The sequence below is a fragment of the Roseivirga ehrenbergii genome (assembly GCF_001593005.1).
Taxonomy (GTDB): Bacteria; Bacteroidota; Bacteroidia; order Cytophagales; family Cyclobacteriaceae; genus Roseivirga; species Roseivirga ehrenbergii.
This window is the reverse complement of sequence record NZ_LQZQ01000009.1, coordinates 153,633-176,048: the sequence shown is the minus strand read 5'-3', so window position 1 is coordinate 176,048 and position 22,416 is coordinate 153,633. Positions and strand designations below refer to the sequence as shown.

Here is a 22,416-nt window from a genome sequence, read left to right as displayed (position 1 = left end):
TAAGGCACTTGTTCCTGAACCGCTCTGGTACACTGCCTGACGAGTTGTTGAACCGACCGTTATCGCCAATTGGGGAGTTCCACCTGTTGTTACTACAGTTACGTTCTCAGAAAAATTAACTGTGAAATCTAAATTCTGACCCGCTACATAAGTAGCATTTGCTGGTACACTTACACTTGTTACTGTTGGGGCTACCGCATCTACTAAAACAGCCGTAGTGGCTCCTACTGAGTTTAGGGTAAGATTAGCATCGTTGGTTGCGGCATCTTTCAAAGTACCTCCATTAGTGGCAAGTGTTCCTAAAGAAATACCATCAGTATCTGTTTCTCCTGACTGTACAACATATCTAAACAGTAAGGCACTTGTTCCTGAACCGCTCTGATACACTGCCTGACGAGTTGTGGAACCTACCGTTATCGCCAATTGGGGGGTTCCGCCTGTTGTTACTGCAGTTACATTTTCAGAGAAATTAACTGTGAAATCTAAATTCTGGCCGGCAATATATGTTGCGTTAGGAGGAACGGAAACGCTCGTTATTGTTGGTACAGACGAATCTACTAAAACAGCCGTAGTTGCTCCTACTGAGTTTAGGGCAAGATTAGCATCGTTGGTTGCGGCATCTTTCAAAGTGCCTCCGTTAGCGGCAAGGGTTCCTACAGAAATACCATCGGTATCTGCTTCTCCTGACTGTACAACATATCTAAAGAGTAAGCCACTTGTTCCTGAACCACTATGATATGTTGCCCAACGGGTGGTAGAACCTATTGTTACTGCCAATTGGGGGGTTCCGCCTGTTGTTACTGCAGTTACGTTCTCAGAAAAATTAACCGTAAAATCTAAATTCTGGCCGGCAATGTATGTTGCGTTAGGGGGAACAGAAACGCTTGTTACGGTTGGGGAGGTAACATCATTGGTGACTTGTGGAGATGGAGTTTGAGCTACAAAACCTCCAGTTCCGTCAGCACTACGAGATATAGAATTACTCGCATCACCTGCTACTTGTAAAGCAGGATTTCCTAAAGCGGCTCTAAGAGTTGCATCATCAGAGCTCCCATACACTATTACATCCACTAAACCGTCTAAAGTTGGTGCCGAAGCTCCGGTGAAGTCGTTCTGACTTCCAACATACAGTGCTACTGCATCTGGGCCATTTTGGAGGTCGGGTGAAGCACCCCAATCTTGGTCTTTACTTCCAAAAGCTGTTTCGCCTATCACATAAAACCCGTTGGCATTTGTTGACCCTGTAAGATCAAAATCTTTATATGCTAAATCATCACCACCGTTAAACCAAACCATTACTAAACCTGATAGACTAGTGGCATTAGCTTCAGTATTATACACTTCAATAAATTCAGCATCCGCGCCTGCACCAGCATGCACTTCATTAATCTTAATATTCGTAGGAGTAACAAAAATATCGAAGGTTTGTGCTGGTGAAGTATTTACACCACTATTGGCAGTACCTCCATTATCTGAGATGGTTACTGAAATGGTTGCTTTGCCAAATTTCGTTGCATCTGGCGTAAAGGTCAGAACACCTGTTGCGCTAATGGCTGGGCCAGATGTAAATAAAGTAGCGTTAGTATTGTTGGTGATATTAAACTGGACAGTTTGGGTTGCCTCTGCATCACCATCGTCAAATATTGTGATAAAGCTGTTTATTGATTGCGCACCGGCATTTTGAGCCACTGTTTGGTTTGCGCCAATCGTAAAGGTAGGCGCATCATTAACTGCGGTGATATCTATATTTCCGCTACCTACTTGAGGATTAACCGTGGCATCATTCGCATTTATGGTAAAAGTTGCGGCATCGTCTCCACTCACGTTTGAAGCTCCAGTGTATTTAATATTGGCCGGGGTATCAAAATATGTATTGATATTGGCAGCTGTACCTGATAAAGTAATTGTACCAGTACCTGAACCACCGATGGTTACTCCTCCACCCGAGGTTGCTGTAAAAGTACCTGTCGAAGCCGCTAATGTTGCGGTAAGGGCGTCACCATCTACATCAACTAGTGTAACTGCCGAAAGATCAAAGTTGCTCGCTGCATCTTCTATCACAGTAATATCTGTAGGAACGCCAGTTGCTGTTGGGGCATCATTCACTGGGGTAATCGTAATATTAAAGGTCTGATTCGTTAACTCTCCACCATCTGGATCAGCCACTTTGAAGACAAAACTATCTGAAATATCATTGTCGGTTGTACTGACATACCTGATTCTATCACTGTCAAGATCGTTTTTAGTGAAAGTGGCATTCAATACAAGTTCCGTATCGCCTGCATTAAAAGTATTGCTTGGGTTGGTATCTATAAACAGGATGCCTTTGGTAGTGGCCGTTGTAATCGTAAAAGTAAGTGTTCCTCCCTCTGTATCGCTGGCGTTTAACTTCCCTGAATCAATAAGTTCTGTGGCCCCTTCGTTTAAGGTTAGGCCAGTATTTACGGTTACCGTTGGGGCGTTATTTGTTCCGAAATTCAACGCTGTACCGTTTGTGATTCCTGCGTAACTGTTTCCTGCGATATCATCTATAGCAGTAGCAGCAATTCTGACAGAGTAATTGGACGACAAATCTAAATTGCTACTTGGATTAATGGTCAGTACGGCACCACTAATAGAGGCTTGTGTACCTGGAGAAGCTGCATCTATTGTGAAAGAATTCGAACCATTCGTCTCGTCAATCACTTCTATATTCCCTGTTCCAAAGGCTATATTTTCATTAAATGTAAGGGTAATATTTCCAGTTGTATTTACCCCGGTTGCGTTATCAGCAGGACTGCTTGAGCTTAAAGTTGGGTTTGAAGTGTCAACTACAATTGACAAGGCAGCCGATGCAGCACTTTCGTTGCCTGCGGCATCGGTTGCTGTGAAAGTTATGTTATGGGTTCCTTCAGAAAGGGTTCCACTGATTGTTTGAAGCCAGTTACCAGCACCATTGGCTGTTGAAGTTCCAACCTGACCATTAATTGATGAAACTATCTTTATAGAGGCATTGGCCTCTGTTGAACCACTAAACCTCGGTTGGGTATTGGAAGTTATGTCGTCCGTACTAGATGTACCTGTATCCCAACTGGTAGTAAGGTTTGGAGCACCAGGTGTAGCAGGAGCTTGGGTATCTACTGTAAAACTAGTAATTGACAGCGGAGATGAAGCTTTTCCCCCTGCGTCTGTTACAGTAACTGTACAGTTGCTGTAAGTACCATCTGCCAACGCTGATGAATTATTTGTTTGTGTTAATGTAATTGTTTGGTTACCAGTACCAGATATCGTTGTTGACGTACTTGTTCCACAGCTACCTCCTAAAGAGAACGTTCCTGTTTCGTTAGTTGTAAACGTATAATTTGGAGTATTATCGTTCGTTGGGGTTGTTACAGGAGTTACCTGAGAAATTACTGGTGCTACCGCACTTGAAATAACCGTAGTCGTATTATTGGTAGCATCGACCGTACCATCATTTACCACAACCGTAAAAGTGGTTGTTTCCGAAACTGCCGCTCTGTTGTCTGTTGGGTTAAATACCAAAGCCCTTAGAGCCGTTTGCATAGCCGCAGGTGTACGGCTAGTAATTGTATAAGGGCCAGAACCTGAAGACGCCCCTGTAATCACTCCTTTGACATTGTTATCTAAAGTAATTGTTGCCGTTAGATTATCTCCATCAGCATCAGCCACTGTGATTGCAGAGAAAGGAGAAATGGTTGCATTGTCATTTACGGCTTGGCCGGCTGAAGTGCCGCCTATGGTTGGGGCAGTGTTGGCTGCTGCTGCTGGACCTAAAACAAAAGTGTCAAAAATACTAAAAAAACCATCGTTCGAAGTAAATACCACCTTGTCCACATCGTCAAAAGTTGTTCCCGTTAAAGTATTTGTGCCATCTACGAAACCACTTGTTTTAGTCCCCGAAGAGATGTTATCCTTAAAACCTTCTAGCTTGTTGATAAACGCTGATGCAAAACCATCATAAAAAAACGATTGAAAATCAAACTCAGATCCATCTATAGTTTCTAATGTTACCGTTTCTCCAGCATTAAAGGACAAAGCTGACAAAGCTTTACCCCCACCTTCTCCACTATCAGCATCTTCAAACCAGTTGCCAGAAGAATAAATAATCCTAATGTTTCCGCTGGTATAGGTGGCTGAACCAAAATCGGCATTCTCCACAAATGCTTCGGCATTAAAATCTATGGTTTGGCCATGGCTAGTTTTAGAGAAAAAAACCAGAACACTTAGGCAGAATAATAGTTTAAATGAAAAATAGTAGATTTTTTTCATAGGTAACAGACTTAAAATTAATTCTCTAATTAGGTATTAAGGGGGCAAAAGTAGCTGATAAACTTTTTAAAAATCTACTCAACATTTAATTCATGTTGAGTAGATTCAAAATAATTAAAGCCATCAGTTCCTTGAAGGAAAGGTTCCTACCATGGCAATGATAAAGTTTACACATTCAAAAGGCTGAATATTGGTATGCCATTGATTACCCCCAGTATTTCCAATGGTCGGAGCTGGAATAGTACCTAAATCCACAGTACCTGTAACAGTAACAGCACCAGCGTTCATTGTAATATCAGCGTTACTTCCATAAGCTTTCACCTGACTAGGCCCAGCATTTGGCACGTTAGCTGGAAATTTATCCGTTGGGTCGTTTGTTGCCCCTGTTGAATCAGCGTGTAATACTGCTGTTGCATTTATATTGGCTGTCCCTCCAGAAGTGCTTGGAATTGCAATATGAGAATGCGATGGTATTTGGAGCTGATTAAGAGTTACTGTTTCTACCCCTCCTCTTTGTCCAAGCCTGTAATTACTTAAACCAGGGCCAGTTCCTGGATGAATTGCTGCTCTTCCCCTAAGATCTGGTAAGGCAAACGTAGTTCTACCATCACCACCATAGGTAGTGCCTAAAATTGAAAAAAGAGCCGTATTTTGACTAATGGCCATCAATTGACCATCGCAAAACGCCCATCCTCTGGGCGCAAAATTGCCCGCAAACATTACTATCTCTCCTAGAAATGGATCCATAATTAATTAAATTTAAAAGGTTTAAAAAATGATATAAACTGTAATTCTCTATATACCCAAATAAGGGTTTAACCAGTTGGAGCTACTTTCATTAGCTACTTTTAGAAATTCATTATTTTTAAAATCTATGGTTTCTTCTTCTTGTAAAATCCTGCGCTCCAAACCGGCCTCGTTACCCTTAAATAAATTTTCGGTAATAAAGATTCTTGAACTTTCCCCAGCATTTCCAACCGTCATATCATGATTACCCCTCAATAGATTCAGTTCATTTTTGAGCCCAAACTCTTTCAAAACACATTCAGCTGTTTCTATTCCTAATTGCTGAAATATACCTTGTGAGATTGTCCATTCTTTTTTTAAATCCTCATCGGAAAGTTCTGTATAAGACTGTAAAGTTGAATACCACTTTATTGGTAAATCTGCTTCGTCACTGAACTCACCTAAGAGATAAGGACTGCCCAATAATGGAATTTTAGTTTGAAGCCCCCTTTTGATAAAGGCATCTAAAAAGACTTTTGATTCCGCACCACAAAAGGCTGCGAAAAGAAAATCTGGCGCTACTTTCTCCACTTCATCAAGCACCCTATTTACCTCTGATAATTGCCCATGTTCTGGCATTGGACACACCGCAAATGAGTATTCTCTATTCGAGTTAGCAGCCGACATTCCCAAATCTAGCATTTGCGGAAATGCATAACCCATATCATAAAGACTACCTATCATCATTCCTTTTTTACCAAACTTATTGACGGCCCAATGTCCGATTGACCAAGTCTGTTGCCAGAGGTTTGTGGAGTTAATCTTAATATTTTCTGGAATTCGTGTCGGGTTGGGTAAATGTCCGCCTAGATTATTTATTAAACATGGAACATTTCCTTTCAACTTTTCTCCCACCATGGTCAGAACCATATTTGAAGCCCATCCAGTAATAAAGTCTACATCATGAAAACTCTTTAGCTTATCTATAGCATCTTCCATGTTCTTTACAGAGCATTGACCTATAAACTCTGGAAACAACTGTATATCCGCTTCTCCCCCCATTGTCTTAAATCCCATTTTTAATCCCCTTTGGAAATTCTTACCAATAGGGTAAATGGTAGACACTGGAATTAAAACGCCAACACTGATTTCCTGCATAGCCTTTCGAACAATTACATTTCAAATACACAAAAATGCTAAACACACAAACTAATTCACTGGATAAAAGAATCAAATTCAGGAACAATGTTTAACATTATATAAAATAATGAGTTTAAGATGTATAAATACGTAATTAAAATATCATTTACCAATACTGTGATATAATATTTTTATCTATTAAAACAGAAACATAAATACAAAACCACTGATTATTAGCTATTTACTCACCAATAATCAGTGGTTTACATCTGAATAAAAAAATAACTGGTAACAAAAAGAGGGCGACCCTATGGTCGCCCTCTTTCACTCTAAGTATTGGTTTTTCAGTTCAAGATAAATTCAACAGATCATTTAAAGGTCAAACTTGATACCCTGCGCCAACGGCAATTCAGTAGAGTAATTCAAGGTATTGGTTTGTCTACGCATATAAGCTTTCCAGGCATCCGAGCCAGACTCTCGCCCTCCGCCAGTTTCTTTTTCACCGCCAAACGCACCGCCAATCTCAGCACCAGAAGTACCAATGTTTACGTTTGCTATTCCGCAATCGGAACCTACTGCTGAAAGGAATTGATGGGCATCTCGCATACTATTGGTCATAATGGCTGAAGATAAACCTTGTGCCACTCCGTTCTGAATCGCAATGGCATCATGCACATCGCCTTTGTATTTAATGATGTACAAGATTGGCGCAAAAGTTTCGGTTTGAACGATCTTAAAATCGTTTTTTGCCTCTATAATACATGGCTTTACGTAGCAGCCGCTTTCGTAACCTTTGCCAGAAAGCACACCGCCTTCAACCAAAACGTTACCCCCTTCAGCTTTTGCTGCTTCAATGGCTTTATTATAATTATTTACCGAATCTTTGTCGATAACAGGCCCAACATGGTTTTTCTCGTCCAGTGGATTTCCAATTCTTAACTGTCCATAAGCACCTACCACGGCATCTCTTACCTTATCATATATATCTTCGTGAACAATCAACCTACGGGTTGAAGTACACCTTTGGCCAGCAGTTCCTACAGCACCAAATACGGCACCAATCACTGTCATTTTAATATCGGCATCTGGTGTTACGATAATCGCATTGTTACCTCCCAACTCAAGGATGGATTTTCCTAAACGAGCCGCCACAGTTTGCCCAACGATTTTACCCATTCGGGTAGATCCTGTAGCCGAAATCAATGGCACTCGCTCATCATTTGTCATCCAAGAACCTACATTATAGTCACCGTTAATCAAGCAACTGATGCCTTCTGGTAAGTTGTTTTCTTTTAATACTTCAGCAATTATACTTTGACAAGCCACCCCTGTTAAAGGTGTTTTTTCCGAAGGCTTCCAAACACATACATCGCCACAAACCCAAGCCAGGGCGGTATTCCAAGCCCAAACTGCCACAGGAAAATTGAAGGCTGAAATTATACCCACAATACCTAGTGGATGATACTGCTCTTGCATATGGTGCAGCGGACGTTCAGACTTAATCGTTAGGCCGTGCAATTGACGAGAAAGACCCACTGCGAAATCACAGATGTCGATCATTTCCTGTACTTCGCCCAAACCCTCTTGGTATGACTTACCCATTTCATAGGAAACCAACTTACCCAAGTCCGCTTTGCGCTCTCTTAATTTTTGACCGAATTGACGAACAATCTCCCCTCTTAAAGGCGCTGGAGTACTTCTCCACTCTTTAAAAGCAGCCTGAGCCGTTACGATTACCTTATCATACTGAGCTTGTGTTGTCACACTTACCTTTCCTATGAGCGCACCATCTACAGGAGAATAAGACTCTATATAGTTTTCTCCACCATGTGACTGCAAACCTGTTGAGGTTCCGTTGTTTTCAGCTGCTACACCTAGGTTTTTTAGGGCCTCTGTAAGACCAAATTCAGTTTGAATATTCATAATATTTTATCTGTCAATTAATAGAATTCATAGTTACGGGAATTTTCAAAGGACTGCAAAAAAGCCCTTGACAAATTCAGAATGAAATAAAAAAAGCCAAACCCATAAAGATTTGGCTTATTAACAACTGGTAAACATTCCTCTTACCAAGTAATTCTGTAATATTCCTTTTCTCCGTTAGGGTATTTCCCCATCACAAAGAAATCTTTAGTTTTGGTGTCAATAATTTTCTGAAACTGCTCTAAGCTGGTTATATCATCATCACCTACTTTAGTGACCACAAACCCTTCTTTCACACCACTTGCCTTCCAGGCTCCTTCGCCCAATTGTGACAAATGCACGCCACTCTCTAAATTAAGGCTTTTTTTCAACTGACCAGATAAGTCCTTAAATACAGCCCCGGCTATCTCGTATGTCACTGTATTTTCCGACACACCATCTTCTTTTTCGAAAATAAGCCCAGGCTCGGGAAGATCTATAACCGCTAAAGATTCTCTATTCTGAAGTTTAAGAGAAGTTTCTCTATCATCACCTTTACGTTTGTAGCTAATTGAAACCGCATCTCCTGGTCGTTTCCGAGCGATTAACTCCTGTAGCTGACTGGTAGTTTTCACTTCCTTTCCATCCACGCCAGTAATCACATCTTCTTCTTTCAAACCAGCCTCATCTGCAGCACCACCAGGAGAAACACCCATAATTCGAACACCCGATAACTCTACCGTACCCACACCGTCTGCATCGCGAATGGTAACCCCCAAAAGCCCTCTTTTTACTTCTCCAAACTCAAGCAAATCATCCATCACTTTTTTAACCAGAATGGACGGAACCGCAAAAGAGTAACCGCTAAAAGTGCCTGTATTTGTGGCAATAGCGGTATTAATACCAATAAGTTCACCTTGAAGATTCACTAGAGCACCTCCGCTATTACCGCGATTTACTACTGCATCGGTTTGTAAAAAGGATTCAATCCCATATTGATTATCTGTGTTTCCAGTAATCAAGTTAATGTTTCTGGCCTTGGCACTTACTATTCCTGCGGTTACTGTATTATTTAAATCGAAAGGATTACCTACTGCTAAAACCCATTCTCCCACTTCTACTTGATCTGAATTACCAAAGTCTATATAAGGCATTCCTTTGGCTTTTATTTTGATTAATGCCAAATCAGTATCCGGGTCAGCTCCTATTATCTCTGCCTTAAGCCTCCTATTGTCATCTAACCTTACCTCCAGTTCATCTGCCCCTTCTACCACATGATAGTTGGTAGTGATGTAACCATCTTCAGAGATTAATACACCCGAGCCGGTAGACTCTCTAAATTTCACTCCATTTCGCAGCAACCTTCTCCAACGACTAGAAGTACCTTTTATCTCTTCTCTATTGGTAATATGAACTACAGCAGGAACAATTTTTCTAGAAGCTTCAATAAAATTAACACCAGCTGGCACTGAATAATCGTGAGGCTCATCACTGATCGTTCCAAAACTAGTTGCTACTGAATTAGAACGGTTCAATGAAAAAGAGCCATTAACGCTTTCGCTACCTCCAAAAAAACTAAGCCCCACTAAAACAACTAGGCCACCTAGCAATGAGGAAGCCAACATGCCTAAAATAAACTGTCTCTTACTCATAAAAACATGACTTTAAGATTTACTTTCTCCGAAAAGACTAACGCAATTTGAATACGGGTGTTCTAATTTATTTAATTTAAAGTAAGAATTAACCCCTTTTAACAAAAAAAGAGCCTCGATAAACCGAGGCTCTTCCATCAACACAACCAAACTCAAACTACTTTACTGCAATTTTTGATTCCACTTTCTTAGTTTCATCTTTAGGAATTCTTAATTCTAGAATACCATTTTCGTAAACAGCTTCAATTCCTTTTTCATCAATATTATCTGGCAACTGGAAGCTCTTGTAGAATTTTCCATATTCCGTTTGAATAGAGATGAAATTCTTCTCTTTATTTTCCTTTTCTAGCTTTCGCTCTCCGGTAATGCTTAGCTTACCTTCTTTTAAATCAATGCTGAAATCACTTTTGTTAAAACCAGGTACTGCTACCTGAATTTCAAACGCTTTAGCAGTTTCAGCAATATCTACCTTTGGAGAAAAACCGTTGTGATTTTTCTGCAAAGAATCATTGAAGAATCGATCAAAGAAAGCATCTACTGATGCTGGACCATACCATTCGGGATTTCTCTTAACTAAGTTCATATCGTTTTTATTTTTAAGTTTCTGTTTCATTTCCATCCCTATAATTCAAAACTATACCAATCCCTTTTTAGACTAAAATTGCGTCACTATGTCTGCTTTTGTTTAAAATTCAACAAAAATAAAGTCATAATGTCTGCAATTTTCAGTTTTTTGAGCGGTTATGGCGATACAAAAAGATTATCTATTTTTAGCTTTTGTGAGTTTATGAAATCAGACATTAGTAATAAGCTAAAGGCTTTTGGTCCAGGAATACTTTTTGCCAGCACTTGTATTGGGGTTTCACATTTGGTTCAATCCACTAGAGCAGGAGCCGACTTTGGTTTTCAATTAGTTGCCTTCATACTATTGGCCAACCTATTTAAATATCCATTCTTCGAGTTTGGGTCTCGCTTTGCCGCAGCCACCAAAAAGAACCTTTTAGAAGGCTACTTAGCTGAAGGAAAGTGGGTATTGTGGGTATATTTTATTTTGAGCTTGGCCTCTATGTTCACCGTTACAGCTGCCGTTACTTTTGTAACTGCCGGAATGTTCAACAACCTTACAGGAGTAACCTTAGACCCCGCCTATATTTCAGGAATTATTTTGGTTATATGCACCTTAATTTTAGCATTAGGAAAATACAGCATACTCGACACCCTGCTGAAAGTTATAGGTTCAGTATTGTTGATTTCAACTTTGGTAGCCTTTTTTGGAGCCCTTTATAAAGGAAAAGTTACCCCTGTCGAAAATTTTGTACCTAAAGACATCTTCGAACGCGACAGCATTATCTTCATCATTGCCCTTATGGGCTGGATGCCAACAGCGGTCGATCTTTCTACATGGAATAGCCTTTGGACAATTGAAAGAATGAAGCAAACTGGCTATGTTCCTAAACTAAAAGAAATTCTAGCCGACTTCAATTTTGGGTACATCGTTACAGCAGTGTTAGCCATCTGCTTCCTTACTTTAGGCGCAAAAGTGATGTACGGAACAGGGATTGAGCTTTCTAATAACTCCACGATTTTCTCAGACCAAGTCGTTACGCTTTATACGTCCGCCTTAGGCAATTGGGCTTATTTAATTATTGCCACAGCAGCTTTCAGCGTAATGTTCAGCACTACCATCACGGTTGTAGATGGTTTTGGAAGGGCAATGGGAGAAACAACTCGATTGTTATTCTTTAAAAAAGCTGATGCTAAAAATACTTATAAATGGATGATGATTATAGTATCAGCTATTTCATTTCTGTTTATTCTGCTGCTTTCATCCAATTTGAAAGACTTAGTTGACCTTGCTACTACGTTATCCTTTGTTATCGCTCCAGTTATTGCAATTATTAACTATAGGGTAATTACCTCAAAACAAATTCCGGATGACTATAAACCTGGAAAAAAACTGCTCCTATTGGCTAAAAGCGGCATTGTTTTCCTTACAGTTTTCGCTGTCATTTACATTGCCGTGTACTTCTTTTTATAATCTGAAAAAAAATCTCAATAAGGTATTGGAATATATTTAACCAACCACTAATATTGCACTCCGTTTCGCAAGAAGAGTGAAACAAACCACAAATTCCTCCTTAGCTCAGTTGGTTAGAGCATCTGACTGTTAATCAGAGGGTCCTTGGTTCGAGCCCAAGAGGAGGAGCTTAAAAATCAGAAGGGTCAGCAGCAATGTTGACCCTTTTCTCTTATGAATACATTCGTAGTTTATATTCTCTTTTCGGCCTCAATAGACAAGTTTTATATTGGGTATACTTCTAATTTCGAAGAGAGAATAAGGTTTCACAACGACACGGTCAAAAACAATATATGGACCAAAAGGGGACAGCCTTGGGAAGAATTCTTCATCATTAAAGACCTAACAAAAAGCCAAGCACTCAAAATAGAAAAGCACATCAAGCGAATGAAGTCCAAGAAATATATTCAGGAGCTATCAAACGACCCCAAATTAGTAGAACAATTAAAAGCTCAGTTCGGTTAAAACATCTGATCCCGAGAATCGGGAAGGGTCCTTCCCCGAACACTCGGGGCGAGCCCAAGAGGAGGAGCTTAAAAATCAGAAGGGTCAGCAGCAATGTTGACCCTTTCCTTTTATGAATACATTCAAAGAAACTCCTATCGTTCTTTTGACCATTAAAGAAATACTCCCTTACTTTTTTCGTTATTTTTGGGCAATGCAAAAATTCATTCTTTTCATATTCTTAATGGCTTCTCCAGCACTTCTCGTTGCGCAAAGCAAAAAAGAGAAGAACGAAAAGGCGAAAACCGAAGAAATAGATAAGCCCAACATTTCTATCGACTTAGATGCTGAAGACACACTGACCGATGTAGACTTGAAAGTTAAAAAAAACACCTTCTACGGTGAAAAAACCAAAAGGAGGTGGACGGTCACTGAAGTGCAAGGCCGTAATCAAATTGAAGATTTTTACACTTTAAAAGAAGCTGTTGAAGTAGACGCATATGCGCCTATTGTATATGTTTATGACCACGATAAGAGGCAAATTGTAAATGCAAAAACAAGGGCTGGATTGATAGAAGATGTATTACATGGCCCATACAAAAGGCTCATCAACGACATAGTGGTAGAAGAAGGCATGTACTTTCATGGAGTGAAACATGAAAGATGGCTAAGCCTAACAAGAGATCAAATGCTCACTGATAAAGAACACTATTCAAAAGGTTGGTATAGAGATTCGGAAATCACTTATTACGATGCCGAGAAGACCAAAGTAAAAGAAGTGATCCCAATTCAGTACGGAAAAAAAGAAGGCACCTATTATTACTTTTATGAAAATGGTCGAGTGGCAGTACGCGGCTATTATGAATTCGATAAGAAAGTCGGTGTTTGGACCGAATACTATAACAACACCACTCGGGTTATTGCAAAGCGTGAAATTCAGTTTGCTCCAGATCCTTATCAAAAACATTTCAGAACCTATATTCGAAAAGAATCGGACAGGTTTGCCAATGTATTATACGAATCACCAAAAATAAAATAAGGCCTGCCCTTCTAATAAAAAGCATCTTCAAAATGCTCAATCTCTTCAATTTGGCCATTTTTATAAATCGCAATAATATCAAAGCGAATATCACCATGCCAATCTTCGTTCAAAACAAAAGCCTCAGAGGCCTTTAAAATTGATTGCTCTTGGCTTTTCGAAACAAAACTCTCTGGCTGACCAAAAGCCTTACTTGACCTAGATTTCACTTCCACAAAAACTAACAAACCGGCCTTTGAACAAATAATATCAATCTCAGACTTTTTATGTCTGAAATTTCGATGCAAAACTTGATATCCCTTCTTCTTCAGAAAGCTTACCGCTAAATCTTCTCCTTTTTTTCCAAACGATTGCATTGTATCAAAACAAGTCCTCCTTAATTTAGGCATTATATAGATGATGTCAATTCAAAAACACAATGATGCTTCAATCCATTAACCCCACCCAGACTAAATCATGGGCTGCGCTCTCCAAACACTTTAGCGCAATGGCCGATGTACATATGAGGCAACTGTTTTCTGAAGATCCTAAAAGGTTTGAAAAGTTCACTATTCAATTCAACGACATCTTAATTGACTATTCTAAAAACCGTATTTCAGAAGAAACAATCAAATTACTACTAAGCTTGGCGGAAGAATGCCAGTTGAAAGAAGCAATTGATTTAATGTTTTCGGGTGAAGCAATTAATCAAACGGAAAAACGAGCTGTACTGCATACTGCGCTCAGAAACCAGTCGAACAAACCTATATTGGTAGATGGGGAAGATGTAATGCCAGAAATAAAAGCTGCTTTGTCGAAGATGAAGGCTTTTGCCAACAAAGTAACTGCGGGTAAGTGGATTGGCTACACCAGAAAACCAATTACGCAAATTGTAAATATCGGTATTGGTGGTTCAGATTTAGGTCCAGTGATGGTTACGGAAGCGTTAAAGAACTACAATACTTTTGGCATTGAAACTTACTTTGTTTCAAATGTAGATGGTACACACATTTCTGAAGTGTTAAAGAAGGTAAATGCTGAGGAAACCTTATTCATGATTGCCTCAAAGACTTTTACTACTCAAGAAACCATGACCAATGCCCATACGGCCAAAACATGGTTTTTAAGCCAAGGAGGAAACCAAACAGACATTGCCAAGCACTTTATTGCTATTTCTACCAACCAAGAGTCAGTAGTAGACTTTGGCATCGACCCAGACAATATGTTTGTTTTTTGGGACTGGGTTGGTGGCCGCTATTCGCTTTGGTCGTCTATTGGGCTTTCCATTGCTTGCTCCATTGGCTACGATAACTTTGAGCAGTTATTGATAGGAGCTTTTGAAATGGATGAACATTTTCAGCAAACGCCTTTCGAAAAAAATGCACCTGTAATTCTAGCCTTGCTGAGTATTTGGTATAACAATTTCTTTGGAGCTGACAGTGAGGCAATCCTACCCTACGACCAATACATGCATCGTTTTGCCGCCTATTTTCAGCAAGGAAATATGGAGAGCAATGGTAAGTCAGTTGACCGTTCGGGACAGAAAATCAATTACCAAACTGGACCCATAGTTTGGGGAGAACCAGGAACAAATGGGCAACACGCCTTCTACCAGCTTATTCACCAAGGCACAAAGTTAGTCCCTTGTGATTTTATTGCTCCGGCCATAAGCCAAAACCCGATAGGTAATCACCATTCCATTTTGCTTTCGAATTTCTTTGCGCAAACCGAAGCGCTTATGAATGGCAAATCATATGATGAAGTTTTTAATGAATTGACCGAAACTGGAAATTCAGAAACTGAAATTCAGAAAATAGCTCCATTTAAAGTTTTTGAAGGCAATAAACCCTCCAACTCGATCCTTGTCAAAAAACTAAAACCAAAAACCTTAGGGTCACTCATTGCGCTTTATGAACATAAAATATTTGTGCAGGGAATCATTTGGAACATTTATAGCTTTGACCAATGGGGTGTAGAATTGGGTAAAGCATTGGCTTCTAAAATCCTTTCTGAATTACAAGATAAAACCCCAGTACAAAACCACGACAGTTCTACAAATGGATTAATCAATACTTTCAAAAAAATGATTTAGAGCCATGACTGATAAAAAGTACCTATATCCTCTGAAATTCGACACCATCTTTAAAGAAAAAATCTGGGGAGGAACAAAAGTTAGAGACATTCTGGGTAAAGACTTTTCACCCCTTAAAAATTGTGGCGAAACCTGGGAGATATCAGGAGTCGAAGGCAACCTTTCTAAAGTAAGTGAAGGCTCCCTTAAAGGCATGACCATTCCTGAAATCACTGATATGTTTAAAGAAGAGTTTGTAGGTAAAAAAGTATACCAAAAATACGGTAACAACTTTCCTCTACTCATCAAATTTATTGATGCCGCTCAAGACCTAAGTATCCAAGTTCACCCAAACAACAAGCTAGCTAAAGAAAGACATAATTCTTTGGGTAAAAGCGAAATGTGGTATGTTCTACAGGCCAACAAAAATGCTAAACTCATTAGTGGTTTTAATAAAGACATCAGCAAAGAAGAATACCTAAATCATTTACAGAATGAAACTTTAATAGACATCCTAAATGAAGAAAGTGTAGAAGCTGGTGATACATTTTACTTACCTGCTGGAAGAGTACACACAATAGGGAAAGGACTATTAATTGCCGAAATACAACAGTCATCAGATGTTACCTACCGTATTTACGACTTTGACCGAACTGACGATGAAGGCAACAGGCGAGAACTTCACACCGAGGAAGCCATTGAGGCGCTTGACTACAATACCCATTCGGACTTTAAAATAAAGGTGCAAAAAAGACTAAACGAAGTGGTTCCTTTGGTAGAGTCTGAATATTTCAAGACAAACCTCTTAGAATTCTCTACTGGTATTATCCGTGAGCATTACAACAAAGACTCATTCATAATATATGTATGCCTAGAAGGAGAAGCAGAAATTACAACTTTGGGGCAAACAGCAAAAATTAGTAAAGGAAATGCAGTTTTAGTGCCACAAAAGTTTCCAGAAGTACACATTAAGACAAATTTGGGCTTCAAAATGTTGGAAACCTACTTACCTTAAGCTACTTTTGGGCATGGCTGGAAAAAAGAATATGAAAAACTTTGAAGCCACTTTCTTAAACCTAAAGGATGAGACTGTGGTGAAGAAAGAGTTTCCAGCGCGAAATCATACTTCAGCCCTTCGCAAGGCCAACCGATTAATCACGAAAAACGTACGTGTATTATCTGTTGACCAAGTAGAGGCTTCTGAAGTTTCGGCTTAAAAGTGTGTGTGTATAAAGCTGTTTCGCGTAAGACATGAATATTCTAACTAATAAGGCTGTTGAAGTAATCAATCTGGGTGCAGAAGATTACCAACGTGTATGGGATTATCAGGAAACTGTTTTTAAAAAAACAGTCGATAGGAAAATTGAAAATAGAAAGCTTGAAAAAGCTGAATTACAAACTCTTACAGACAACTATCTTATTCTGTGCGAACATCCTCATGTCTATACTCTTGGCAAAAGTGGGTCTATGGAAAACCTGCTCTTAGATGAGCATGGATTAGAAAAGCATTTCGCGAAATTTTATCGGATAAACAGAGGTGGTGACATTACTTACCACGGCCCTGGGCAATTAGTTGTTTATCCGATAATTGATCTCGAAAATTTCTTCACAGATATTCATAAATACTTGAGATACCTGGAAGAAGCAGTAATCCTCACTCTACGGGAATATGGCCTAAATACTGGCCGTATTGATGGGCTTACGGGTGTTTGGGTTGACTTTGAAGAAGGTGCCCAAAGTCCGCGTAAGATATGTGCAATGGGGGTAAAAACAAGCCGGTGGGTAACCATGCACGGCTTGGCCCTCAATGTTAATACAGACCTAAGTTACTTTAGCCACATAGTCCCTTGTGGTATTGACGATAAAGAAGTCACTTCTCTAAACAAAGAGCTAGGCCATAACGTAGACATGGCAGAGATTCAGCAAAAATTAATTCACCATATTGCAGAAGTATTCCAAATGGAAATTCTTTGAGAAAGCAGTACAAAAAACTTGGTATTACCATTACCCCAATCCTGTTGATTGCGGCTTTCTATTTTGCATTCTCGGACTCTAACTCTTCTCCAAAATCTTTAATTAATATTCCACATCACGAAAAACACCGTGGTGTTTGCTGGGTAGGTAGTTCCAGAGAAGTAGCAGAAGCCGAAATAAAAGCGCTGGTTGCAAAAAATATAAATTGGATATCTCAAACTCCTTTTGGCTGGCAAAGTGGATATGACAACCCCGAAGTTCGAGGAAATCATGGCCGAGAAGAGCAAAACGGTTGGTGGGGAGAAAGAGATGAAGGCCTCAAATTAACCACTCAATACGCTAAGGAAAACGGTATTAAAACTATTCTAAAGCCACACATCTGGCTTCGCGACCAAGAAGGAAAATGGCGTGGTGAAATCCAAATGAAAACCGAAGAAGACTGGCAAAAATGGTTTTCAGATTATGAAGATTTTATGCTTCACTACGCCCAAGTGGCAGAAGATGTTGAAATGGAAATGCTCTGTATTGGCACAGAACTGCATCAAACATGCATTGAGCGAGAGGAAGATTGGCGAAAGCTTATTGCTAAAATAAGAACCATCTATTCTGGAGAGATTACCTATGCTGCAAACTTTTCGGACGAATACCAAGATGTTAAATTTTGGGATGCATTGGACTACATAGGTGTACAAGGTTACTTTCCTTTAACAGACAAAGAGAACCCCACTGTGGAAGACTTAAGAAAAGGCTGGGCTCAACCACTTAAAGATCTAGAAGCATTTTCTATTCAGTACAATAAACCTATTCTTTTTACCGAAGTAGGCTATAAAAGCACCAAAGATGCTGGCATTGACCCTTGGGAATGGCCGCAAAGAATAAACGCTGAAGAACGAGAAAAGATTTTTTCTGAAGAAACGCAAGCCAATGCGTATCAAGCACTTTTTGATGAAGTAATGGACGAACCCTGGTTTGCAGGTTTACACATCTGGAAATGGTACCCTAACTTTGGTAACTCACGAAATTCAAGTGAATTCAATATTGATTTCACCCCTCAGAAAAAGCAAGCCGAACAAGTGATTATTGATTCATTCGCTAAATTCAAATAACCTAAGAGTTTTCAATCTTGATTATTAGTTTTGCCTTTCTAATAAAGCACATCAAGAACTTGTTATGAAAAAAGACATCTCGTTTCCGGAGGTCACCGGTGTTAAAATAGCAATTGCTAAAAGCACAAATAATTTAGTTGAAAGCGAATGGCATGCCTATATCATTAATAAAAACCTGATTGAACTGAATGATGTGCTTGCAGTTTCTAAAGGCCAAGAAAAGCCTAATGGTGAAGGCAGAAAAACATCAACACTAAGACATATTTTAGGAACAGTAGATGCTCAGAGTTCAGCGCCTATCGAAGCGATAAGCCCCGAAGTATTTTCATTCCAAAATGAGTTTTGGATTAGCTATTATATTGTTGGTGAGTTATTCGATAAAAAATTCATAATTGCTCCATTCAATGAATTCGAGTTACAAGACATTGAAGAGCTTGGACTCAAAGGTGTTTACGCACAATAAAAAAGTCACCTCATTTTAGTAGGGTATATACCAAGCTAAGCGTACCAATTCTATAACGCGGATAATCCAAACTTAGACTTTTGACTGATCTTAGATAGTAAAGTACTTTTGTCAGTAAAATTTGTTTACCGCTACCAATTGCATACTTTCGATTGAGACTCGACTAGACCAGTTTGTTAAATTTTAAACAGTAGTTAAAAAAAGAACTAATGGAACAATTTAGCCCGAACCACAAACAGAATGAGTCTGGAAGAGAAAAAACAAAAGGTATTTCGCAAAGGCATAGTGATTCTTTATCTACCGAAATAACCGCACGCAAAAGAGTATCTGTACGAGACATTATTGACGCCCATTACAAGCGTAGTAGATAATACTTTGAAATCTATTTACAATTATCTTTTCTTCTGGTGTCTACTAAATAGATAATCTTCCAGCCGTTTTCTCCTTTAAAAAGTTGAAAGGAATTTACACCGCAGTGCGAAAAATTATCGCCAAGGTAAAATTCATAAGGAGTCCAAACGGAGGCCAGATCTCCATCAATTAATATATTTCCAAACTCAATTTTTTCATCCCAAATTTGGTCGTGTGGGGTTCCAACTGCGTTCAGAAAACCCTTCAACCCAGCATCCAACACTACAGCTTTCCCAGTTCTGTCTTTGTTAATAGTTTGTAAAATAGCTTTGTCAGCAAATGCTGAACGCACCATAGTGCTATCCCCTTTTCTCATTCCGTTAAACATTGTCATAATCGTTTCTTTAATTATGACTTCATCCGACTGTGCCTTGAGCGTTGTAGTTTGAGTTAAAACCAACATAGTTAGGGTAACTCCTAGGCTAAATATCTTTTTCATTTCCTTCCTTTTCCAACAAGTTAAACATTCTACTAAAAAACCATGACCGCCAATAACCAATTTAGACGCTTTCTTAGCATAATATTTAGGTCGAAAACGTTTTCGGTTTACCTTTGCACAAACAAGCGAAATGGCTGATCCTTACATAAAAGCGTTACACATTATTTTCATAGTCACCTGGTTTGCAGGGCTATTTTATATTGTAAGGCTCTTCATTTATCAGGTTGAAGCTTCTGAAAAACCAGAGCCAGACAAATCCATTCTTGGGGCTCAATTAAAGTTAATGTCCAACCGTTTGTGGTTCATTATTACTTGGCCTTCAGCAATACTCACTTTATTTTTTGGAAGTTGGATGATCATCAGCAATCCTGCTATGCTTTCGTTATCATTTATGCAGATCAAACTCAGTTTCGTTTTGCTACTCTATGTGTATCATTTCGCTTGCCACAAACTCTATAAACAGCTTCAAAACGACAATATAAAGTACACTTCAACCCAACTGCGCATATTCAATGAAATTGCCACAATTATCTTAATCTCTGTTGTCTTTTTAATCGTATTGAAAAACGAACTCAACTGGATTAAGGGAACCATTGGTTTTGTATTAGTAGCGGTACTTTTAATGTTGGGTATAAGAATTTACAAAAGAATAAGAAATCAAAAAGAAGGAAAAAAGTAGGTATGAAAAAGCATTTGGCAGTTATCACTTTAGTATTCGCATTCGGGTTTTCTGCATGTAACTCACAGAAAAAAAATAAACTCCCTATTTTAGGAAGAACCGATTATGTAGAAGTAAACGGAACAATCGATACGATTTATCATACGATTCCAGATTACAGCTTTGTAGATCAGGACAGTACTGAGGTAACCCCTAAAACCTTCGAAAATAAAGTTTATGTAGCTGACTTTTTTTTCGGCACCTGCCCTACTATTTGCCCAGTAATGAAGCAGCAAATGCTCCGTATTTATGACCGTTTCAAATCAAACCCGGAGTTTGGAATTATATCGCATACCATAGACCCAGACCATGATACTGTTGCTTACTTAAAAGACTATTCGGAACGTATTGGTATTATGGATAACGATGTTTGGCATTTTGTAACGGGTAAAAAAGAAGAGATTTATGACTTAGGAACAGCAGCTGGCTACATGGTTCAGGTAGGCGAAGATGCCTCTGCAGAGGGCGGATACATTCATAGTGGTGCATTTATTTTGGTAGATAAGGAAAGAAGAGTTAGAGGTTTTTATGACGGTACAGTTGCTGCCGATGTTGATATACTGATGAATGATATTGACCGACTTTTAAGTGAATACGAAAAGAAATGAAAAAACAGCTATTCATATTAGCCGTCATATTAAGCATGGCTTCGGGCTGTTCAGATAATAAAAAGGCTGTGGAGAACGAAGTGCCAAATAATACACTGAGCGACTTCGATCATAAGGAAACCCAATACTATTCAAACGGACGAAGGTTATACAAAACTATTTGCCAAAACTGCCACATGGAAAATGGCGAAGGGCTTGGCAGACTAATTCCACCTCTGGCTAAATCAGATTTTCTGACAAAAAACAGAGCAGATTTACCCAGAATTCTAAAATACGGATTGCATGGCCCAATTACCGTAAACGGGGTTGAGTATAACCAGCCAATGCCGGCTAACCCTAAATTAACTGACATTGAAGTGGCTGAGATTCTTACCTATATAGGAAATACCTGGGGAAACGGAATAGGAAGCTTTACCACGGAAGAAGTGATTACCAGCCTTTCGGAGAAAGAATAGTTTTAGTTGTTCTCTAAAGCTTTCTTAGCTGCCGCTATACTGCTGTTGATATCTTCCTTAACCTTTTTGACTCTTACGATTTCGGCATTAATAAAAGTCATTTTCTCCTCTTCAGTAGACTCATTGTTTACATGTGGAGTAGAGTTTTTGCTCCAATCGTTCATCCAACTCATCATACCTTCTTGTGCTTTCTCTAAGCTCAAAGCGATGTCTCTAAGCTCATCAGGGTTTGCGCTGCCTTCTACTTTATCGAGTATCTTCTTTTTAAGCGACATCAGCTCACCCATTTTCGGCATTACTTCATCATGAATGGCGAAAACTTCAGTTTTAAGGGTTTCAAACTTATCCTCTTTTTTCTCGCAAGCAAAAACGAACAGTATAATTACGAATAACGAAAAAGCTCTTTTCATAACGGTTATTAATTTGGCGTAAAGCTAACTTTTGGCAATCTAAGCCGCAAAGAATTTTATAAAGAATAAACTAGTAGCTATCGTAAGCTAAACCAGCAAATACGCCATCTTTCAAAATATACATCAGCTTGTCTGGATCTTTCTTATTCAATGCCAGTTTACCTCTTATTCTTATTCGCTTTGTGGTGTATTTAATCTGCTCTTTCATGGTAACTTCCATCACCGTTTCTGGCCCACCAGATCCACAAAAGAAGCACTCACTAATAGGCAATGAAGAAATAATCAATTGAGTAGGCTTAAACATTCCTTCAAAAGGAATAATGTAACCATCCACTTCTACTTCTTGGCCTTCAACTGCTTCAATTTCTTTACTGAAAACAGGGAGGTAAACATCACCATATTCATCTTTAGAAATCTCATAGGTTACCTCAGTTAAGGTTTTCCATAATTTTGCTCCTGACATTTTAGGTTCTTGAGCATTAAGCCCCACAGATACAACTGCGATTAATAGTACTATCAATATTTTTTTCATA

Annotated in this window: 23 protein-coding genes and 1 tRNA gene; 14 read left to right on the top strand and 10 right to left on the bottom strand. The window is 39.2% G+C overall.

Annotation, left to right across the window (positions count from 1 at the left end; all coding sequences use genetic code 11):
• The 6 genes from MB14_RS08240 to MB14_RS08215 form a co-directional block, all read right to left on the bottom strand.
• The coding region (locus MB14_RS08240; protein WP_172796106.1) for a beta strand repeat-containing protein at positions 1-4,269 on the bottom strand (4,269 nt) is incomplete at its 3' end.
• A gap of 123 nt (positions 4,270-4,392) precedes the next feature.
• On the bottom strand, positions 4,393-5,016 hold the full coding sequence (locus MB14_RS08235; protein WP_172796105.1) for a phage tail protein: 624 nt from the start codon (positions 5,014-5,016) through the stop codon (positions 4,393-4,395).
• 48 nt (positions 5,017-5,064) lie between these two features.
• Entirely contained in the window at positions 5,065-6,153 is a 1,089-nt protein-coding gene (locus tag MB14_RS08230; RefSeq protein ID WP_062591096.1) for a type 1 periplasmic-binding domain-containing protein, read from the bottom strand.
• A 354-nt stretch (positions 6,154-6,507) separates the two neighbouring features.
• Entirely contained in the window at positions 6,508-8,058 is a 1,551-nt protein-coding gene (gene amaB, locus MB14_RS08225) for an L-piperidine-6-carboxylate dehydrogenase (RefSeq protein WP_062591095.1), read from the bottom strand.
• A 143-nt stretch (positions 8,059-8,201) separates the two neighbouring features.
• Positions 8,202-9,689, bottom strand: coding sequence for a trypsin-like peptidase domain-containing protein (locus tag MB14_RS08220; protein ID WP_062591094.1), 1,488 nt, complete (start codon positions 9,687-9,689; stop codon positions 8,202-8,204).
• A 157-nt stretch (positions 9,690-9,846) separates the two neighbouring features.
• On the bottom strand, positions 9,847-10,272 hold the full coding sequence (locus MB14_RS08215; protein WP_062591108.1) for an Hsp20/alpha crystallin family protein: 426 nt from the start codon (positions 10,270-10,272) through the stop codon (positions 9,847-9,849).
• Positions 10,273-10,401: 129 nt separating this feature from the next.
• Here MB14_RS08215 and MB14_RS08210 point away from each other — a divergent pair, with 129 nt between their 5' ends.
• The 4 genes from MB14_RS08210 (at position 10,402) to MB14_RS08195 (ending at position 13,249) form a co-directional block, all read left to right on the top strand.
• Positions 10,402-11,727 carry an NRAMP family divalent metal transporter gene (locus tag MB14_RS08210; RefSeq protein WP_246032596.1) on the top strand — a complete coding sequence of 442 codons (1,326 nt, stop codon included), beginning with the start codon at positions 10,402-10,404 and terminating at the stop codon, positions 11,725-11,727.
• 94 nt (positions 11,728-11,821) lie between these two features.
• Positions 11,822-11,895 (top strand) — tRNA-Asn (locus MB14_RS08205).
• Between the two features lie 45 nt (positions 11,896-11,940).
• Positions 11,941-12,231 carry a GIY-YIG nuclease family protein gene (locus MB14_RS08200; RefSeq protein ID WP_062591093.1) on the top strand — a complete coding sequence of 97 codons (291 nt, stop codon included), beginning with the start codon at positions 11,941-11,943 and terminating at the stop codon, positions 12,229-12,231.
• A 112-nt stretch (positions 12,232-12,343) separates the two neighbouring features.
• Positions 12,344-13,249, top strand: a complete 906-nt coding sequence (locus MB14_RS08195; protein WP_062591092.1) for a toxin-antitoxin system YwqK family antitoxin — start codon at positions 12,344-12,346, stop codon at positions 13,247-13,249.
• An 11-nt stretch (positions 13,250-13,260) separates the two neighbouring features.
• Here the strand turns inward: MB14_RS08195 and MB14_RS08190 are convergent, their stop codons facing one another.
• Positions 13,261-13,605, bottom strand: coding sequence for a YraN family protein (locus tag MB14_RS08190; protein WP_062591091.1), 345 nt, complete (start codon positions 13,603-13,605; stop codon positions 13,261-13,263).
• Between the two features lie 65 nt (positions 13,606-13,670).
• Here MB14_RS08190 and pgi point away from each other — a divergent pair, with 65 nt between their 5' ends.
• From pgi to MB14_RS18935, 7 genes are all read left to right on the top strand, one after another.
• Positions 13,671-15,320 (top strand): glucose-6-phosphate isomerase, encoded by a 1,650-nt coding sequence (pgi, locus tag MB14_RS08185; RefSeq protein ID WP_062591106.1) that lies wholly within the window; start codon positions 13,671-13,673, stop codon positions 15,318-15,320.
• Positions 15,321-15,324: 4 nt separating this feature from the next.
• Positions 15,325-16,314, top strand: a complete 990-nt coding sequence (locus tag MB14_RS08180; protein ID WP_062591090.1) for a type I phosphomannose isomerase catalytic subunit — start codon at positions 15,325-15,327, stop codon at positions 16,312-16,314.
• Positions 16,315-16,345: 31 nt separating this feature from the next.
• Positions 16,346-16,516: a hypothetical protein gene (locus tag MB14_RS08175; protein ID WP_157716557.1), complete on the top strand. Its 171-nt coding sequence runs from the start codon at positions 16,346-16,348 to the stop codon at positions 16,514-16,516.
• Between the two features lie 34 nt (positions 16,517-16,550).
• Entirely contained in the window at positions 16,551-17,273 is a 723-nt protein-coding gene (gene lipB, locus MB14_RS08170) for a lipoyl(octanoyl) transferase LipB (RefSeq protein WP_062591088.1), read from the top strand.
• Positions 17,270-18,379 carry a glycoside hydrolase family 113 gene (locus MB14_RS08165; protein WP_062591087.1) on the top strand — a complete coding sequence of 370 codons (1,110 nt, stop codon included), beginning with the start codon at positions 17,270-17,272 and terminating at the stop codon, positions 18,377-18,379. Before lipB ends, MB14_RS08165 begins: the two co-directional genes overlap by 4 nt.
• A 64-nt stretch (positions 18,380-18,443) precedes the next feature.
• A complete protein-coding gene (locus tag MB14_RS08160) occupies positions 18,444-18,842 on the top strand; it encodes a hypothetical protein (protein WP_062591086.1) in 399 nt (132 codons plus the stop codon).
• A 209-nt stretch (positions 18,843-19,051) separates the two neighbouring features.
• Positions 19,052-19,213, top strand: coding sequence for a hypothetical protein (locus MB14_RS18935; RefSeq protein ID WP_157716556.1), 162 nt, complete (start codon positions 19,052-19,054; stop codon positions 19,211-19,213).
• 11 nt (positions 19,214-19,224) lie between these two features.
• Here MB14_RS18935 and MB14_RS08155 read toward each other — a convergent pair whose 3' ends face one another.
• Positions 19,225-19,692, bottom strand: coding sequence for a nuclear transport factor 2 family protein (locus MB14_RS08155; RefSeq protein ID WP_246032597.1), 468 nt, complete (start codon positions 19,690-19,692; stop codon positions 19,225-19,227).
• A 130-nt stretch (positions 19,693-19,822) separates the two neighbouring features.
• Here MB14_RS08155 and MB14_RS08150 point away from each other — a divergent pair, with 130 nt between their 5' ends.
• The 3 genes from MB14_RS08150 to MB14_RS08140 are packed head-to-tail and all read left to right on the top strand — an operon-like array spanning position 19,823 to position 21,473.
• Positions 19,823-20,371, top strand: coding sequence for a CopD family protein (locus MB14_RS08150; protein WP_062591084.1), 549 nt, complete (start codon positions 19,823-19,825; stop codon positions 20,369-20,371).
• A gap of 2 nt (positions 20,372-20,373) precedes the next feature.
• The gene (locus MB14_RS08145) at positions 20,374-21,018 is read left to right on the top strand and encodes an SCO family protein (RefSeq protein ID WP_062591083.1); all 645 of its coding nucleotides are present in this window, start codon (positions 20,374-20,376) and stop codon (positions 21,016-21,018) included.
• A complete protein-coding gene (locus tag MB14_RS08140; RefSeq protein ID WP_062591082.1) occupies positions 21,015-21,473 on the top strand; it encodes a c-type cytochrome in 459 nt (152 codons plus the stop codon). Before MB14_RS08145 ends, MB14_RS08140 begins: the two co-directional genes overlap by 4 nt.
• 2 nt (positions 21,474-21,475) lie before the next feature.
• On the opposite strand, the gene MB14_RS08135 is transcribed toward MB14_RS08140, so the two are convergent.
• Positions 21,476-21,883: a hypothetical protein gene (locus tag MB14_RS08135; RefSeq protein WP_062591081.1), complete on the bottom strand. Its 408-nt coding sequence runs from the start codon at positions 21,881-21,883 to the stop codon at positions 21,476-21,478.
• 70 nt (positions 21,884-21,953) lie between these two features.
• Complete coding sequence (locus tag MB14_RS08130; RefSeq protein WP_062591080.1) at positions 21,954-22,415, bottom strand: hypothetical protein; 462 nt, start codon at positions 22,413-22,415, stop codon at positions 21,954-21,956.
• Between the last annotated feature and the right edge of the window lies 1 nt (position 22,416).